The following is a 15996-nucleotide window of genomic DNA, read 5'->3' as shown; positions in this document are numbered from 1 at the left end:
CTACTCGGCCGCGAGCTTCTTCAGCTCGTCATCGGACAGCAGGTCCGGGTCCATGGCCCGCAGCTCGGCGCGGGCGCGCTCCTTCAGCTGCGCAACAGTGGCGCGGGCGCTCTCGCCGATGCGGTCGACCTCGATCACGGTATCGATATGCTCGAGCACCGCGACGCGCTTCTCGTTGGGCGCCGCAATGATGATCTGCAGGCCAAGCTTTTTGTAGAAGCTCATCATCTGCCGCTGGTTCTTGCCGTCCATCTTGGAGAAGGCCTCGTCGAAGATCGCGAGCGCCATCCCCGGCGCGCGGCCGCCGTGCCGGCCGCCACTGCCATAGACGGACGCCAAGGAGGCGCCGATCGAGACATAGATCGGCACCTGCTGCTCGGCGCCGGAGCCGGTCGCACGCCGGTTTTCCCACCGGGTCTCGCGGCCGCTGACAATGTCCTTCATCAAAATTTCGAAGGTGAAGAAGTTGCGATAGTCCTCGAACTCGCTGAAATCCTTCTCCGGATCCTCAAGCAGCAGCTCGATCTCGCGCAAGGTGTCACGGTGCGGGAAGTCCTCGGGTACTTCGTCGCCGCGAAAGAGCATGTCGAGCGCTTCCGGAGAGGTCTTGCCGATCTCGATGATCTTCAGGATCGGCTGGAATTCGACCAAGCGCGTGTGATGAAACGAGTATCTTTCATTGTGGAACGGATGATCGGCGAGACCGCGGTTCATCGCAGCCAGCTCGCGCTCCATCTTGGCAATCCGCGAGGTCAGCGCGTTGATGAACTGGCCGCGCAGCAGGGTCGCCGCCTTCTCCGCAGCCTCGCGCGCCTGCCGTTCATACTTGCGCAGCTCGCTGGTTTCCATCTCCTCGATCAGGAGATCCATCCACGGCTTCACCTCGCTGAGCGGCTCGCTTTCGACGCCCACTTGGGTCACGACTCCGAACTTTTCGAAATAGGTTGACAGCGCGCGGCGCACGTCGCGCTCGATCCTGTTGCGCTCGGTCTCGGCGGCCTCGGCCGATTTCGCGGCGGCATCGGCGATGGCGCGGTGCCGCTCCGTCTCGGGCCGCTTGGGCGAGGCATCCAGCCGGTTTCGATACGCCGCACGCCCGGTAATGCGATCGTAGAGCAGCAGCGTCTTTCCGTACAGGGTCCAGGCCAGGCGGACGCTGAGCCTGGAGCCGGGGATGTTCTCGCCGCCTTCGATCGTGCCTTCCGCCTTGCCGGCCTCGACCAGATGCTTGTTGTACGCCTCCTGCTGGCTCTTGCGCTGCTCGAGCCTGAGAGCGCGCAGCTTGCGCTGCTCTCCCCGCTTGTCGCGCAGGCCGCCGTCGCCCTCGCCGTCCAGTGCGGCGATGCGCTCGCCGATCTCGTCGTTTTCCTGGCGGGCTTTCGCGAAGTCGGCCACGACCAATTCGAACGTAACGGACCTATCCTCGAAGAACCGGCGCAGCTCGCCATAGGCCTTGTCGGCGAGCCTCGCCGCCGCCTCGCTGCGCTTACACGCCTCTCCCAATCGCTCGACTTCATCCCGCATCTCATTCGCAAGGCGAGCTTGTGCGCTCTTGCCGATCTTGAATGAGGCGGGATCGGCGGCGCGGTGCGACCGCACCAGGCCATCGTCGTAGAGGCCGTCGCGCATGATCGCCCGACCGGGCTCATTGAACTCCGCGAGCGTGTCGGCCAGTCGCACCGAGCCGTGACGCCGCGCGATGAAGGCGAGCGCGTCCGCATCGTCGGACTTGAACAGCGAGGGAAATGTGCCGGGCAGCGGCGGCGTTTTGAGCGGATCGAGCTTGTTCAAGCTCACCAGGGAGGCGCCGCGGAACTCGCGCCTTCCCTCCTTGAACAGCGCGGTCGCCTGCGCAATATCGGAGCGATCGACGAACACGGCTTCGCGGTCACGGCCGAGCAGACCTTCGGCCGCGGCCGTCCATGACTCGTCTGATACCTCGACCAACTCACAGAGGACCCGCGGCACCATGTTGGCCTGCCGCAGCCTGCGGCAGAGATGCAAGGTGACGTCGCTGAGATGCGCGGCCCCTCGTCCGCTCGCGTGAAGGCGCAGCCGCTCCCGGAGCTGCTCGCCGCGCGCGCGCTCGTCATCGGCCTGCCGGATCAATCGGCGGCGCGAATCGTCAACCCTGTCGAGAAGCGCCTGGTCGGATGACAGCAGCCTCTTTTCGGCCTCGACCAAGGCAGCCGTCGCGCGATCAATTGCGGCGTCGCGACCCGCTTTCGTGAGTTGCGACAATTTCGGGATGAGATCGTCGAAGCCGAACCCGGTCATGGCGCAGAGCGGCTCGAGCGCCCGCACGCGGCCGAGCCGGGTCTCGAACGCAGCCACCGCCCGCTGCGTGGCTTGCGTTGCCGAATCCCGCGCCTGCGCAAGAGCGTTGCGCCCGGTCCTGGCGTCGTGCTCGGCGATCGCCCGGTCGAGCCTGCGGATCTCGGTATCGATCGCCTCGATGTCCTGATCGAGGAATTCCATCTCGGCCTTGGCGGCATCGCGCTTGGCGGTCTCCTCACTGAGTTTTGCGACCTGGATCGCGTAGGCGGCGCGGGCGGCCAGCCAGTTGCCGCGCCGTGTGATCCATTGCTCGCAGGCCCGCCGCTCATAGGCGCCGGCGAGCTCGGCAATGATGGCGCGCAGCGCGAGAAGCGCCTCCAGTTTCTCGCGCATGGTCTTGATGGTATCGTTGATGCTGCGGTAGGTCCGGATCGACTCGCGCAGCTCGCCGACCCGCATGTTATTTCGTTCCAGGACGTAGTTGCGGACGAACTCGGTGGCGGTCTGGTCGTGGTCGAGCGTCATCGCGTTGACGACCGCCTTCTGCAGCGCATTCGCGTTCTGCTCGCCCATCACGGAGACATGCGGCACCAGCTTGCGCATATATTCGCGGACATAATCGATCGCCTTGTCGCGGTGATTGACGAAATTGCCCTGCCCGACAGATGCGATGATGCGGTTGCGGACAACATCCCATTCGGCAGGGAATTTCCTGCCGTCGCGCATCTCGACGAAATCGTCCGACGTCAAGATTTTCCCCGTGACAACAAAACGCCCGAGCACGGTCTCGTTGCTTTCGGAGCGGCGCGCCTCGATCGCCATGCCGATCGTGACCGGATCGCGCTGGCCCTCGCTATCGGCAAAGCCGAGGCAGATATAGGTGCGCGCCTGGTCGCGCTTGCGCTGGTCCTCGCCCAGCGTGCCCAGGCAATAGTCGACCACGCTGCGCTTCGACGCGCTGCGGCTGCGGCCCTTGTCGCCGGCCACGGCATTGAGCCGCTGGACATTGCGGTTGCCGCCGGTCAGCACCACCTGCGCCATGTCGAGGATTGTCGACTTGCCCGACCGGTTCTCGCCGAACACGCCGACATGGCCTGAAATCTCGATGTCCTCGATGTCGAACAAATGCCAGTTCACCATGGCGACGTGACGCAACTCCATCATGCGTCGTCTCCCTCGACCACGGCGAGGCCGACCTCCTGCGAGCGCACGTAGCGCTCGATGCGTTGCAGGGCGTCAGCACCGGAGATCAGCTTGATCATCGGGCGGATCGCAACCTCCAGGTCCTGCGCCTCGGCGTCGAGATCGCCGAGATCGACCAGGCCGCGCTGCGACGCCTCTCTCAGGATCTCGCGGAAGCGCGCCGGCGAGATCGCGCTCGATCCGTTCCGCTGCACCATGTCCTTGTAGCGGTCATGCAGCGTGTTGAGCGTCGTCACGACGATGGCGCGATCCTCGACCGCGCCGACATTGACCTCGTCCTGCCAATGCGCCGCCAGCACCAGGATCACGATGGTCTCGTCGAGCTTCATCCGCGGCAGCGGCACGTCCTCGCCCATCGCGGTGATCCCGGCCCATTGCGCTTCGGCGTCGCGGTGGACGCGATAGCCGCAGCTGTCGAAGAAACCGTCGACGACGGCCCTGAAGCGGCCGTCCATCACAATGTTGTAGACAGTGGCCGAGCGCGGATCGCCTGAAAACACGAACTGCCGCCGCAGCAGGAAGTGCAGCGCCTTGCGCAAATCGCTCGCGCGCTCGGCGCCATAGGTCCGTTCGATGGCCTCGAATTCGCTAAGCATGGGTGCGTCTCATTGCTGTGGCGGCACGCCGGCGGATGATGAAGTTGGCGCAGCGCAGCCATTCGCTGTCATGCGGCGGCGTGCCGGGCGCAAATTCGAGCTCGAAATGCTTGGCAATTTCGGCCGGCACGTCCTTACCCAGGGCAAGGCGGCGCGCAGCATCGAAGGCGAGGAAATCATCCACCGTCTGCAACGAGATGAATCGTGCTTCCCGCATGCCGCCGCCAGGCACCTGCCGCTCCAGGAAGGAGCGGATCTGCGCCGGACCTGGCGCGATGCGCGAGATGTAGTCCAGCCGGAGCTGCTTTCGGATCTCGTAGAGCGGATCGGTCGGCCGCTCGCCGAGCGCCTGCGCCTCCATCGGCCTCCTTGGCTCACGGCTTGGAGCGTGCTGATATTCCGACCATGGCGAGCGCAGCGGCTCGAGACTCCATTCCATGGTGGCGGTCGCGTGACGCCCGAGAGCGAGCAGCCGGTCCAGCCGGCGCACGATGTCGCCCGCGCGACCGACCAGGCCCTGGCTGCCGCGCTCGGCATATTTGATGGTGTTGCGGACCCGCCCTTCGAGCTGGCGGCGGAACGACTCGATTCGCTCGAACATCTCGCCGATCTGGCCGAAGGTGCTCTCGATCGCCAGCAGATCATCCTCGGCGTCGCGCGCGCCCTCTGAAAGTGAAGGCGAGATGCCGGCCGCCTTGTACTCCTCGGCCAGCACTTGCATCGTTGGTGGTGTGTGCGTGATCCGCCGCGCCAGATCGACGATCGCATCCCGGAAACGATAGGGGTGATTGAAAGTGAGGATGGACTCGAAATCCCTCAGCAGCAACTGGCCGACGAACTCTTCGAAGAACGCCTCCAGCCGGTCGCCGACCGTTTTCGAATCCATCACCGCGCGGCGGATGCGCTTGAGATCGGACAGGATCGCGCGCAGGCTCTTGGTGAAATGATCGACCTGGTTGCGGGCCTCGCGGACGGCGAGCGCCACCTCGCGCTGCTTGCGGTCGGTCACGTCCGGCGTGAGCTTCTCCACCGCCTCCAGGTTGAGCCGCACCGTCACGATCAGGCCCCCGAACCGCTGCGAGACGTCCTTGTTCAGGCTCGCCAACCGCTGGATGACCAGGAGCGGCCCCATCGACATGTCCACGGTCACCCGCAGCCCGTATTCCTCCTCCTCGAGCCAGCCCCAGCCGAGCAGCCGCGCATAGACCTGGCGCGCGATGTCGAGCGCCCGGTCGGACTCCTCGCTCTTGCTGGAACCTGCTCGCTTGATGCGGCGCCTTCCGGCCGAGATCACCTCGGGCAGCTGGTCCCCGAAATCGTCATTCTCGTTCCACAGCGTCGGATGGGCCCGCATGACATCGTAGATGGCGTGCGTCACCTCCTGCGGTGTCGGGAACGCCGGCGCACCCGAGAAGAAGCGCTCGTACAGATCCAACAGGCAGGCCGCGTAGAGATGCTTGTGCTCCCGCGAGAAGGCGAGGAAAGCGTCGTCGTGGAGGTAGCGGAACAGCAATGCCTACTCCTTCGGGCGGATGACCTTGCCGGGTCATCGCCCGCGAAATCGTTCCCTTTTCGTTCGAAAATAAGGCGATCAGCGGCAGTTGTCTACCGGCGGCTCCTCATCTTCCGGCCGAACTTTTGAGCGGCCGCTGCATCGTTTCGCATCGCCGCGCCACGCCCGCCCCCGCTCGACCCTGCCAGATCAGGCGCGAAGCGCGTTTTTCGCAATCACGTCGCGGTAGAAGGATGCGCTGAGCTTGGCCGTGCGCGCCTGGGTCTTGAAGTCGACGTGATAGACCCCGAAGCGCTGCTTGTAGCCGAACACCCACTCGAAATTGTCCATGAGGCTCCAGAGGAAATAGCCCTTGACGGGGACACCCTCGGCGGCCGCGCGCTGCAGCTGCGTGAGATAGTTGCGCAGGTACATGACGCGGTCGAGGTCGTGGATCCTGCCATCCGGAGAAATCCTGTCCTCGGACGAGGTGCCGTTCTCGGTGATGTAGATGTCCTTCAGATTCCACACCTTCGCCGCCAGCCGCGGCACCCAATAGGCGATCTCCGGTCCGAGCATGAGCCAGGGTGAGCTCATGTGTGGGAACGAGGTCGGAAACGGCAGGGACTGAAATCCTGGCGGATGATCCGCGGCCACCACATAGGCCTGCGGCGCGTAGATGTTGAGCCCGACGAAATCGACCGGCGCGGAGATGATGGCAAGCTCCTCTGCGGTGAATTTTGGCGCGTCCGTGCCGGCCCAGGACAGGAACGGCTCGGTGTACTGACCTGTGAGGATGACGTTGAGGAAGCCGGCATTCAGTTCGCGCGTCGCGATCTCGGCGGCACGGATGTTCTCCGGCGTGTCGATCGCCGGCACGCAAGCCGTGATGTTCTCGGCCATGCCGACCCGCGTGTCGGCTCGAGCCTTGGCGCGGATCGCCTGCACCGCGAGCCCGTGCGCGAGCGCCACGTGGTGCCGCGCCTGGTTCACCTCGGCCTGCGGCAGCTTCAAGCCTGGCGCGTCGATGCCGGAGCCGTAACCAAAGGGAACAAAACGCCCGCATTCGTTGATCGTGAAGATGGTCTTGAGGCGGTCGCCGAGCCGTTCGGCGACGTGACCCGCATAATTCGCGAAGGCCTTCGCGGTATCGGCCGAACGCCAGCCGCCGAGGCGATCCTGCAGCGCCTGCGGCAGATCCCAGTGATACAGCGTCGCATAGGGTTCGATGCCATTGGCAAGCAGCTCGTCGACCAGGCGGTGATAGAAATCGAGACCTTTCGGATTAGGCGTCCCATCGCCAGTCGGAAACACGCGCGGCCAGGCGACGGAAAAACGATAGGCCTTGCAGCCGAGCTCCGCGATCAGGCGCACATCCTGCTTGTAGCGGTGATAGTGATCGCAGGCGACGTCGCCATTGCTGCCGTCCTCGATCGTCCCCCGCTTCTTCGTGAACGTGTCCCAGATCGAGGGCCCGCGTCCGTCCTCACTGACCGCGCCTTCGATCTGGTAGGACGAGGTCGCCGTGCCCCAGACGAAGCCATCGGGAAAGCGGCCGGCGCTGCCCGCCGCCGCGCCGCTCGCTCTGCTCGCGTCCGGCTCCGCGGCACCGGCCGATCCGCTCGCCAGCGCCAGCGCGCCTGCTGCGGCCCAGGTCGAAGCCCATGTCATCGCATCGCGGCGCGAGAGCGTCCGTCCTGCGCCTTCGTCACTTCCGTCCAACTCGTTCAACGCACGTCCCTCTTCCGCTTTTCTGCGCGCGGACGATAGCGGAGCGAGGTGTCTCGACATAGCCGGAATTTTCCGACTATCCTGCCCCCATGACCGAGCATCATCACGAGCACGACCATTCGGAATTATCCGAGACCGAGCTGCGCGTCCGCGCGCTCGAGACCATTCTGACCGAGAAGGGCTATATCGAGCCGGCCGCGCTCGATGCCATCATCCAGGCCTACGAGACCAGGATCGGCCCGCATAACGGCGCGCGTGTCGTTGCCAAGGCGTGGACCGATCCGACGTTCAAGAAAGCGCTGCTGGAGGACGCGAGCAAGGCGGTCGGCACGCTCGGCCATGTCAGCCGGGTCGGTGATCACTTGGTTGCGGTCGAGAACACGCCGCAGCGTCACAACATGGTCGTCTGCACGCTGTGCTCCTGCTACCCCTGGGAAATGCTGGGGTTGCCGCCGGTCTGGTACAAGGCGGCGCCGTACCGCTCGCGCGCCGTGAAGGACCCGCGCGGCGTGCTCGCCGATTTCGGCATCAGCCTGCCGAAGGAGACCGAGATCCGCGTCTGGGATTCCACCGCCGAGACGCGCTTCCTGGTGCTGCCGATGCGCCCTGAGGGCACCGAGGGCTGGAGCGAGGCACAGCTCGCCGAGCTCGTCACCCGCGACTCCATGATCGGCACCGGATTTCCAAAAGCGCCGGGAGCGCCATCATGAACGGCGTGCACGACATGGGCGGCATGGACGGCTTCGGAAAGGTCGAGGCCGAGCCGAACGAGCCGGTGTTTCATGCCGAGTGGGAAGCCCGCGTGCTGGCCATGGTGCGCGCGATGGGCGCGGCCGGCGCCTTCAACATCGATACGTCGCGATTCTATCGCGAGACGCTGCCTCCGGACGTCTATCTCGCCAGCTCCTATTACAAGAAATGGTTCCTTGGGCTCGAGGACATGCTGCTCGACAAGGGCATCATCGCCAGGGACGATCTCGCAGCCGGCCATGCGGTGACGCCGGCAAAGCCGCTGACGCCCGGCAAGCTCACGGCTGACAATGTCGAGCGGACCATGGTGCGCGGCAAGTTCGGACGGCCCGCGCCCTCACCGGCGAAATTCAAAGCTGGCGATCGCGTCCGCGCCAAGAACATGCACCCGGTCACCCACACGCGGCTGCCGCGCTATGTACGCGGCCATATCGGCATCATCGAGCGCGACCATGGCTGTCACGTCTTTCCGGATTCAGCCGCGCAGGACGCCGGCGAGAATCCGCAATGGCTTTACACGGTGGTGTTCGAGGGGACCGAGCTGTGGGGCCCGGACACTGATCCGACGCTGAAAGTGTCGATCGACGCCTTCGAACCTTATCTGGAGCCGGCGTGATGGACGCCGCAGCCCGCGCAACCGCCGCAGTTCCGAGCATTCCGCGCGACGATGACGGCCCCGTATTTCGGGCGCCCTGGGAGGCCCAGGCTTTCGCCATGGCGCTGACCTTGCATGAACGCGGGCTGTTCACCTGGACGGAATGGGCCGCGACGCTCGCCGACCAGATCAAGCGCGCACAGGCGGCTGGCGATCCCGACACTGGCGAGACCTACTATCAGCATTGGCTCGCTACGCTTGAACGTCTGGTCGCCGAGAAGGGCGTGACGTCGTCCGCGATGCTCGCGCGCTATCGCGACGCCTGGGACCACGCCGCCGATCGCACGCCGCATGGCAAGCCGATCGAGCTCAAGCCCGAGGATTTCTCGGGCTAGCTGCCCGTTTCCAAAGTCTTGGTCCTATTGATACGGCCCCGCTGCATCGTCCGCGAAGGCGCACGATACAGTACGAGTGCTACTGTGTCTCCGGAATGCACGCGTCATGGAACCGTCATGTGACTACGGTTGCTTTGTCTAAGCTTAGCTGCCGCCATTCATGGCGCGAGAGCCGTGTTCATTCGAAATTGAACGTCGGCTGGTTCTCCAATAGCGTCAGCGAATCAAGCGAAGGGATTTTAGAGGACCCACAATGGCTGACGTCGCATCTTTCGGTGACATCGTGAATTCGCTTCTCGCCCTGCGCCAGGACTATCACGAGAAGCTTAGATCGATCCCGCAATATGAGGCGTATCTGCTGGTCGAAAGCTCGACTGAAAAGGCTGCCGGCGCGCTGCATGCGTCGGCCGGCTCCCCGGCATCGATCGCGGCCGAAGTGATCGATTCGCTGCAGTTCGCCCGCAACCGGTTCGAGCAGCATCTCGGCAGCCTTCCCGAATATCGCGCGCTGCTCGCGATCGACCGGCTGATCGACGAGATCTCCGTCGACCTCGACGTCACCAAGCCCGAACCTGCGAGCGCGGCGAAGCTGCCGGAGCCGGTGTTTGACGCTGCTCCCTCCCCTTTGAGCGAAAGCATCGAACCGGTCGCGGCCGAGCCCGAGGCGGCCGCGGCTGTGCACGAGGATGTCGAGGCCAATGCGCCGTTGCAACCGGCACGGGCGATGAACATTGATCTCGATGACGTGCAGCCGGTCAACGACGATAGTGTGCCCGTCCCTACGCCACGCCGCGAAAGCTCGATCGAAGGGGGCGAGGATGAGGACTTGCTGGAGATCGTCTATCGCGACGTGACAAAGGCGGCCGCTGAAACCGCGGATGTCGAGCACGCCGACGACGTGACGGAGCCCTCGCCGGCTCTTCCGCCGCAGCCCAAAGTGTTTGACGGGGATACAGACGAGGCCGCAGCGTAACGATGCGCGGCCCACGCCTGCTATCAAGGCCGGGGCCGCATTCGCGCATCAGGCGCCGCGATACTCCCGCCAGCCTTTGGCGCGCAGCGCACAGGCCGGGCACGTGCCGCAGCCATAGCCCCAGTCGTGCCGCGCGCCGCGTTCGCCGAGATAGCAGGTGTGGGACTGATCACGAATCAGGTCGACCAGCCCTGCCCCGCCGAGATCATGCGCGAGCTGCCAGGTCGCGGCCTTTGACAGCCACATCAGCGGCGTGTGCAGCTCGAACGGCCTTGCCATGCCGCGATTGAGCGCGGCGTTGAGCGCCCTGATGGTCTCGTCGCGGCAATCCGGGTAGCCGGAATAGTCGGTCTCGCACATGCCGCCGACGATGTGGGCGATGCCGCGCCGATAGGCCAGTGCCGCCGCGAAGGTCAGGAACACGAGGTTGCGGCCCGGCACGAAGGTGTTCGGCAGCCCGTCGGCCCCCATCTCGATCGCGACGTCGCGGGTCAGCGCGGTCTCCGAGATCGCGGCCAGCGTCGGGATCTCCAGCGTGTGGCTGTCAGCGAGCTTTCCGGCCCAATCCGGCCGCAGCGCCTTGATGCCGTCGAGCAGGCGCGCCCGGCAATCGAGCTCAATCGCATGGCGCTGGCCGTAGGCGAAGCCGATGGTCTCCACCCGCGCAAAACGGTCCAGCGCCCAGGCCAGGCATGTCGTGGAATCCTGCCCGCCCGAGAACAGCACGAGCGCGGTCGCATCCGGTTTGGTCATCGGTCCCGCTTAGCACCGTCGGACGATCGAGCCAATGGCGCGCGTATTCACCTGTTTTCACTGGGACGGCCGCGTCACTTGAGGCATACAGACGGTCCTCGTCATCGTTCCAGGACCTGCAATGACCCCGTCCCGCGACATTTCCCGCCTGATCGAGATCATGGCCGCGCTGCGCACGCCTGTCACCGGCTGTCCCTGGGATCTCGAGCAGACCTTTGCCACGATCGCGCCCTACACGATCGAGGAAGCGCATGAGGTCGCGGATGCGATTGCACGCAATGATCTCGACGATCTCCGCGAGGAGCTCGGCGACCTGCTCCTGCAGGTGGTCTATCACGCGCGGATCGCCGAGGAGCAAGGCGCGTTTGCTTTTGGTGACGTGGTCGAGGCGATCACCAGTAAGATGATCCGGCGCCACCCGCACGTCTTTCCCGATGAGGACGGCAACGTCGCCAAGCCCACCAAGGGCACCTGGGATCGCATCAAGGCCGAAGAGAAAGCCGAGCGCGCCGCGCGGCGGCCGACCGAGGAAGCGAACCATAAATCGCTGCTATCGGGCATCAAGGCCGGCCAGCCGGCGCTGGTGCGGGCAATGGAGCTGCAGAGGAAGGCCGCGACCGTCGGCTTCGACTGGAACGACCCGCGCGCGGTGCTGCAGAAAATCCGCGAGGAAGCCGACGAGATCGAGCGCGCACTCGACAAGGGCCGTGCCGACGAGCTTGCCGATGAGACCGGTGATCTGATGTTCGCACTTGTCAATCTGGCGCGCCACGCCCAAGTCGACCCGGAGATGGCGCTGCGCGGCACCAATGCCAAATTCGAGAGTCGCTTCTCCTATATCGAGCGCGCGCTCGCCGCCGAAGGGCGCACGCTGGAGGAGGCCACGCTCGACCAGATGGACGAGCTGTGGAACGAGGCCAAGGCAAAGGAGAAGGCGGAAGAAAATGGGTAGCTGTTAGCGTCACTCACGAACGTCATCCCGGCGAACGCCGGGATCCATAACCACCGGAGCTGATTGTTGCACGCGGTACTCGCCGAGTGCCCGTTTCGAACATCACGCGGTATGGGTCCCGGCGTTCGCCGGGACGACAGCGGATGATGTTGCTACGCCTCGTCACACCAGAATGCGCGGCGCTGCGGTGGCCTTGTCACCTGAATTCGGGGTGCCGGTCGGCTCGATCAGCAGGATGTGCACTTCGCCATGCGCGACGGGCCGATGCTCGACGCCCTTCGGCACGACAAACACCTCGCCAGGGTTGAGGGTGACGGTGCGATCTCGCAGTTCGATGTCGAGCGTGCCCTTGAGCACCAAAAAGAAATCGTCCGTGTCGTCATGCTTGTGCCAGTGGTACGGCCCCTCGAGCTTGGCCACCATGATGTCGTTGCCATTATAGGTTGCGACCGTGCGGGGAGAGAAGCGATCGGAGAACATCGCGAGCTTGTCGGCGAGATTTGCTGGTGCTTTCATGGACTTGATCCGGCTGGAATGCTGGATTCGAAATGTAGCACGTTTATCGCGTGCTGCTTGCTGAATGGGCTTGGCATTGCGCTGCAGCGCGTCGCTCGCCTTTCAGCTGCAGGTCATGGCGGAGGCTGCTAGCTAGCGAACGCTCACGAAATCATTTCTCAGGCTGCACGAAACGACGTTGAAACAGACCCGGCGCAGCATATGACCGATAGCGAACAATGGAGTTCGGTCGATGCTTGCCGAAAAATTCATATTGATGCTCGAGGCTCTGATGAGGGCGCAAACTCATCCCGATGGATCGCCCCGGGTGGTGAGTACATCGCCACACGTTCCGGTGACGCTGACGAACCGAAACGCAACCAAATAGGGGATCATCGCTTCGCTTGGCCCATACCTGACGGTCGCCCGAAGCAAAATGGATCGTCACGCCACCCGCGGTACCGCCTGATAGCGCTCGACCACGACGTCGCGCTTGCTGGGATCGACGCGCACGGTCATGTCGTAGCGGCCGTCGTGCAGGTCCTTGGCAAGCACTTCGGAGTTGCGGTGCAGCCAGGAGATACCCGCGCCGTCGGCGGCATCGATCGAAAGATCCAACGTGATGCGCGAGGCGGCGAGCCGATCCTCGATCGTCTGCAGCAGCGCCTCGATGCCCTCCCCTGTATGAGCCGAGACGAGCAAGCACGGCCGTTCCGGCGGGCGGCGCGCGGCGATGTTGACGAGGTTCTCGCGCGCAGCGTCGTTGAGGCGATCGATCTTGTTCCAGACCTCGATGATGTTGTCGCTGGCCTCCGGATCGATACCGAGCTGGCCGAGGACGGCCTCGACGTCATGCTGCTGGGCCTCGGCGTCTTCATGCGAGATGTCGCGGACATGCAGGATGACGTCGGCCTCCAGCACCTCCTCCAAGGTGGCGCGGAAAGCCGCGACCAGCTGCGTCGGCAGATTGGAGATGAAGCCGACCGTGTCCGACAGCATCGCCTTGCCGCCATGCGGCAGCGCGATCGCACGCAAGGTCGGATCGAGGGTGGCGAACAGCATGTCGGCGGCCTGCACGTCCGCCCGCGTGAGCCGGTTGAACAGCGTCGACTTGCCGGCATTGGTGTAGCCGACCAGAGCGACGACGCGATAGGGCACGCGCTGCCGCCCTGCCCGATGCAGCCGCCGTGTCGCCTGCACCTTCTTCAGCTCGTTTTCGAGGCGGGTGATGCGATCCCCGATCAAGCGCCGGTCCGCCTCGATCTGGGTCTCGCCTGGGCCGCCCATGAAGCCGAAGCCGCCGCGCTGGCGCTCGAGGTGGGTCCAGGAGCGCACCAGGCGGCTACGCTGATAGTTCAGATGCGCGAGCTCGACCTGCAGCGCGCCTTCCTTTGTCTTGGCCCTGCGGCCGAAGATTTCCAGGATCAAGCCGGTGCGGTCGAGCACCTTGGTGTTCCAGGCTTTCTCGAGATTGCGCTGCTGGATCGGCGACAACGCGCAATCCATCACCACGAGCTCGATGCCCTGACCCGGGACTTGGCCTGCGATCAGCCCGGAGACCTCGTCGACCTTGCCCTTGCCGAGATACGTGGCGGGCCGGATCTGGGTGATCGGCGCCAGCACGGCCTCGGTCACGACCAGATCGATGGCGCGCGCAAGCCCCGCGGCTTCGTCGAGACGAGCCTCGAAATCGCGCGCATCAGGCGACGCCGGCTGTGCGCCATCGCCGCGGCGCGTCCGCAAATACGGGCCGATGACGATCACCCGCCCGCTGTTCTTGCCATCTGCCGACCTTGGTTGGCCGGCGCCCCCTTCACGATCGCGGGGTTCCAATCAGATCACTCTCAAGCCGGCGCATCCTCGCCACCTTCGAACAACTGGATCGGGGCGCCCGGCATGATGGTTGAGATCGCATGCTTGTAGACGAGCTGCGAGTGACCGTCACGCCGGAGCAGAAGGCAGAAATTGTCGAACCAGGTGACGATTCCCTGCAGCTTGACCCCGTTGACCAGAAAGATCGTGAGCGGCGTCTTGGTTTTGCGTACGTGGTTGAGGAAGGTGTCTTGAAGGTTTTGTGCGCGGTCTGCCGCCATTGTTTTTATCTCGCCGTCTCGTGCTTCTTCTTATTGAACAGTCCTGAGGTGGCCGGTTGCAACATTATTTTGCGTCGCTTTCCGGTTGCCGCTATTCCCCGAGATCCCCCTCCAGGAACACAGCCGGTACGATTAGAAGGCAGCTGCCGCTAATAGGCAAGCCGGTTACGGGAATGCCGGTTCCGAAACACCGGCATTTCTCCGTAAAACACCGGAAAACCTTGATTTTTCCCAAGTAAATTCGCCGGCAGGCCGCCTCTGCCGGCCTGCGGCTCCGTTTCAGGTCCGCCAACTCTGCCCGTGTTGCTACCCTACGCCGAGCGCCTTCAGCTTGCGGTGGAGTGCCGAACGCTCCATGCCGACGAACTCGGCGGTGCGCGAGATGTTGCCGGAGAAGCGACTGATCTGCGCGATCAGGTAGTCGCGCTCGAACACCTCGCGGGCCTCGCGCAGCGGCAGGCCCATGATGTGCTCGCCATTGTTGCTGGTCGGCATCGCCGGCACCATCGACCCGACATCGGGCGGCAGCATGTCGGCGGTGATGATGACCTCGGGGCCGCCCGCGGCCAGAATCATCACCCGTTCGACATTGTTGCGGAGCTGCCGAACGTTGCCCGGCCAGACATGGGACTGCAGCACCGCCATCGCATCCTGGCCGATCTGCCGCTTCGGCAGACCCGTCGTGGCCGAGATCTGGTCCATGAAATAGTCGATCAGCTCCGGAATGTCCTCACGTCGCTCCGACAGCGGCGGCACGCGGATCGGCACCACCGAGAGGCGATGATAGAGATCCTCACGGAAACGCCCTGCCGCGATCTCCTCCTCCAGGTTGCGGGCGGTCGACGAGATGATGCGGACGTCGACATGCACCTTGGTGGTGCCGCCCGAGCGCTGAAAAGTCTGATCGACCAGCACGCGCAGGATCTTGTTCTGCGTCTCGCGCGGCATGTCGGCGATCTCGTCGACGAACAGCGTGCCGCCATGCGCCTCTTCGAGCGCGCCCGTCTTGCGCGGCTGCTCGCCGTTGGACTGCTCGATGCCGAACAGCTCCTCCTCCATCCGTTCCGGCGTGATCGCGGCGGCATTGATGACGACGAACGGACCTTCGGAACGTGGCGATGCCATGTGGAGCGTGCGCGCGGCAAGCTCCTTGCCGGATCCCGGCGGTCCCACGATCAGGATCCGGCTGTTGGCCTTGGCGGCGCGCTCGATGGTCTGGCGCAGCTGGTTCATCGATGGCGAGCGGCCGGTCATCGTGCTGGCGGTCGGCGCGAGCTGCTTCAGCTCGCGCACCTCGCGCTTCAGCCGCGAGTTCTCCAGCGCGCGCGTCGCCACCAGGATCAGCCGGTCCGACTTGAACGGCTTCTCGATGAAGTCATAGGCGCCGCGCTTGATCGCTGCGACCGCGGTCTCGATGTTGCCGTGGCCGGAGATCATCACCACCGGCAGGTCCGGATGATCCTTCTTGATCTGCTCCAGCAGCTGCAGGCCGTCGAGCTTGGAGCCTTGCAGCCAGATGTCGAGAAACACCAGGTTCGGCCGCCGGTTGGTGATCTCGGCCAGCGCCGAATCGCTGTCGCGTGCGGTGCGCGTGGTGAAGCCCTCGTCGTCCAGGATGCCCGCGACAAGCTCCCGAATATCGGCCTCATCATCGACAATCAGAATATCACTCGCCATGGATCACGCCCGTC

General features: G+C 64.5%; 14 protein-coding genes. 5 read left to right on the top strand and 9 right to left on the bottom strand.

Annotated features, from left to right (window positions below):
* From P6U24_RS18780 to P6U24_RS18765, 4 genes are all read right to left on the bottom strand, one after another.
* Positions 1 to 3441 carry an SbcC/MukB-like Walker B domain-containing protein gene (locus P6U24_RS18780; protein ID WP_407154017.1) on the bottom strand — a complete coding sequence of 1147 codons (3441 nt, stop codon included), beginning with the start codon at positions 3439 to 3441 and terminating at the stop codon, positions 1 to 3.
* The gene (locus P6U24_RS18775) at positions 3438 to 4076 is read right to left on the bottom strand and encodes a DUF4194 domain-containing protein (RefSeq protein WP_407154016.1); all 639 of its coding nucleotides are present in this window, start codon (positions 4074 to 4076) and stop codon (positions 3438 to 3440) included. Before P6U24_RS18775 ends, P6U24_RS18780 begins: the two co-directional genes overlap by 4 nt.
* Positions 4069 to 5589, bottom strand: a complete 1521-nt coding sequence (locus P6U24_RS18770) for a Wadjet anti-phage system protein JetA family protein (RefSeq protein ID WP_407154015.1) — start codon at positions 5587 to 5589, stop codon at positions 4069 to 4071. Before P6U24_RS18770 ends, P6U24_RS18775 begins: the two co-directional genes overlap by 8 nt.
* A 189-nt stretch (positions 5590 to 5778) precedes the next feature.
* Complete coding sequence (locus P6U24_RS18765) at positions 5779 to 7239, bottom strand: GH1 family beta-glucosidase (RefSeq protein WP_407160509.1); 1461 nt, start codon at positions 7237 to 7239, stop codon at positions 5779 to 5781.
* A gap of 149 nt (positions 7240 to 7388) precedes the next feature.
* Between P6U24_RS18765 and nthA the strand changes: the two genes are divergently transcribed.
* The 4 genes from nthA to P6U24_RS18745 all read left to right on the top strand — a co-directional run bounded on the left by nthA (position 7389) and on the right by P6U24_RS18745 (position 10012).
* Positions 7389 to 8009, top strand: a complete 621-nt coding sequence (nthA, locus tag P6U24_RS18760) for a nitrile hydratase subunit alpha (protein ID WP_407154014.1) — start codon at positions 7389 to 7391, stop codon at positions 8007 to 8009.
* Positions 8006 to 8665, top strand: coding sequence for a nitrile hydratase subunit beta (gene nthB / locus P6U24_RS18755; protein ID WP_407154013.1), 660 nt, complete (start codon positions 8006 to 8008; stop codon positions 8663 to 8665). The genes nthA and nthB overlap by 4 nt, the downstream gene beginning before the upstream one ends.
* The gene (locus P6U24_RS18750) at positions 8665 to 9039 is read left to right on the top strand and encodes a nitrile hydratase accessory protein (RefSeq protein ID WP_407154012.1); all 375 of its coding nucleotides are present in this window, start codon (positions 8665 to 8667) and stop codon (positions 9037 to 9039) included. Before nthB ends, P6U24_RS18750 begins: the two co-directional genes overlap by 1 nt.
* A 253-nt stretch (positions 9040 to 9292) precedes the next feature.
* Positions 9293 to 10012, top strand: coding sequence for a hypothetical protein (locus tag P6U24_RS18745; RefSeq protein ID WP_407154011.1), 720 nt, complete (start codon positions 9293 to 9295; stop codon positions 10010 to 10012).
* A gap of 48 nt (positions 10013 to 10060) precedes the next feature.
* Here P6U24_RS18745 and queC read toward each other — a convergent pair whose 3' ends face one another.
* The gene (queC, locus tag P6U24_RS18740) at positions 10061 to 10765 is read right to left on the bottom strand and encodes a 7-cyano-7-deazaguanine synthase QueC (RefSeq protein WP_407154010.1); all 705 of its coding nucleotides are present in this window, start codon (positions 10763 to 10765) and stop codon (positions 10061 to 10063) included.
* 121 nt (positions 10766 to 10886) lie between these two features.
* On the opposite strand from queC, the gene mazG reads away from it, so the two are divergent.
* Positions 10887 to 11717, top strand: a complete 831-nt coding sequence (gene mazG, locus P6U24_RS18735; RefSeq protein ID WP_407154009.1) for a nucleoside triphosphate pyrophosphohydrolase — start codon at positions 10887 to 10889, stop codon at positions 11715 to 11717.
* A gap of 162 nt (positions 11718 to 11879) precedes the next feature.
* Here the strand turns inward: mazG and P6U24_RS18730 are convergent, their stop codons facing one another.
* From P6U24_RS18730 to P6U24_RS18715, 4 genes are all read right to left on the bottom strand, one after another.
* Complete coding sequence (locus tag P6U24_RS18730) at positions 11880 to 12233, bottom strand: cupin domain-containing protein (RefSeq protein ID WP_407154008.1); 354 nt, start codon at positions 12231 to 12233, stop codon at positions 11880 to 11882.
* 423 nt (positions 12234 to 12656) lie between these two features.
* Positions 12657 to 14045, bottom strand: coding sequence for a GTPase HflX (hflX, locus tag P6U24_RS18725; protein WP_407154007.1), 1389 nt, complete (start codon positions 14043 to 14045; stop codon positions 12657 to 12659).
* A gap of 11 nt (positions 14046 to 14056) precedes the next feature.
* Positions 14057 to 14305 (bottom strand): RNA chaperone Hfq, encoded by a 249-nt coding sequence (hfq, locus tag P6U24_RS18720; RefSeq protein WP_006020546.1) that lies wholly within the window; start codon positions 14303 to 14305, stop codon positions 14057 to 14059.
* A gap of 306 nt (positions 14306 to 14611) precedes the next feature.
* Complete coding sequence (locus P6U24_RS18715) at positions 14612 to 15982, bottom strand: sigma-54-dependent transcriptional regulator (RefSeq protein ID WP_407154006.1); 1371 nt, start codon at positions 15980 to 15982, stop codon at positions 14612 to 14614.
* Positions 15983 to 15996 lie beyond the last annotated feature (14 nt).

It is taken from the genome of Bradyrhizobium sp. STM 3557, assembly GCF_045571465.1.
GTDB lineage: Bacteria > Pseudomonadota > Alphaproteobacteria > Rhizobiales > Xanthobacteraceae > Bradyrhizobium.
Note: the sequence above shows the minus strand (reverse complement) of the source record. Positions and strands in the feature narration are given on the sequence as shown.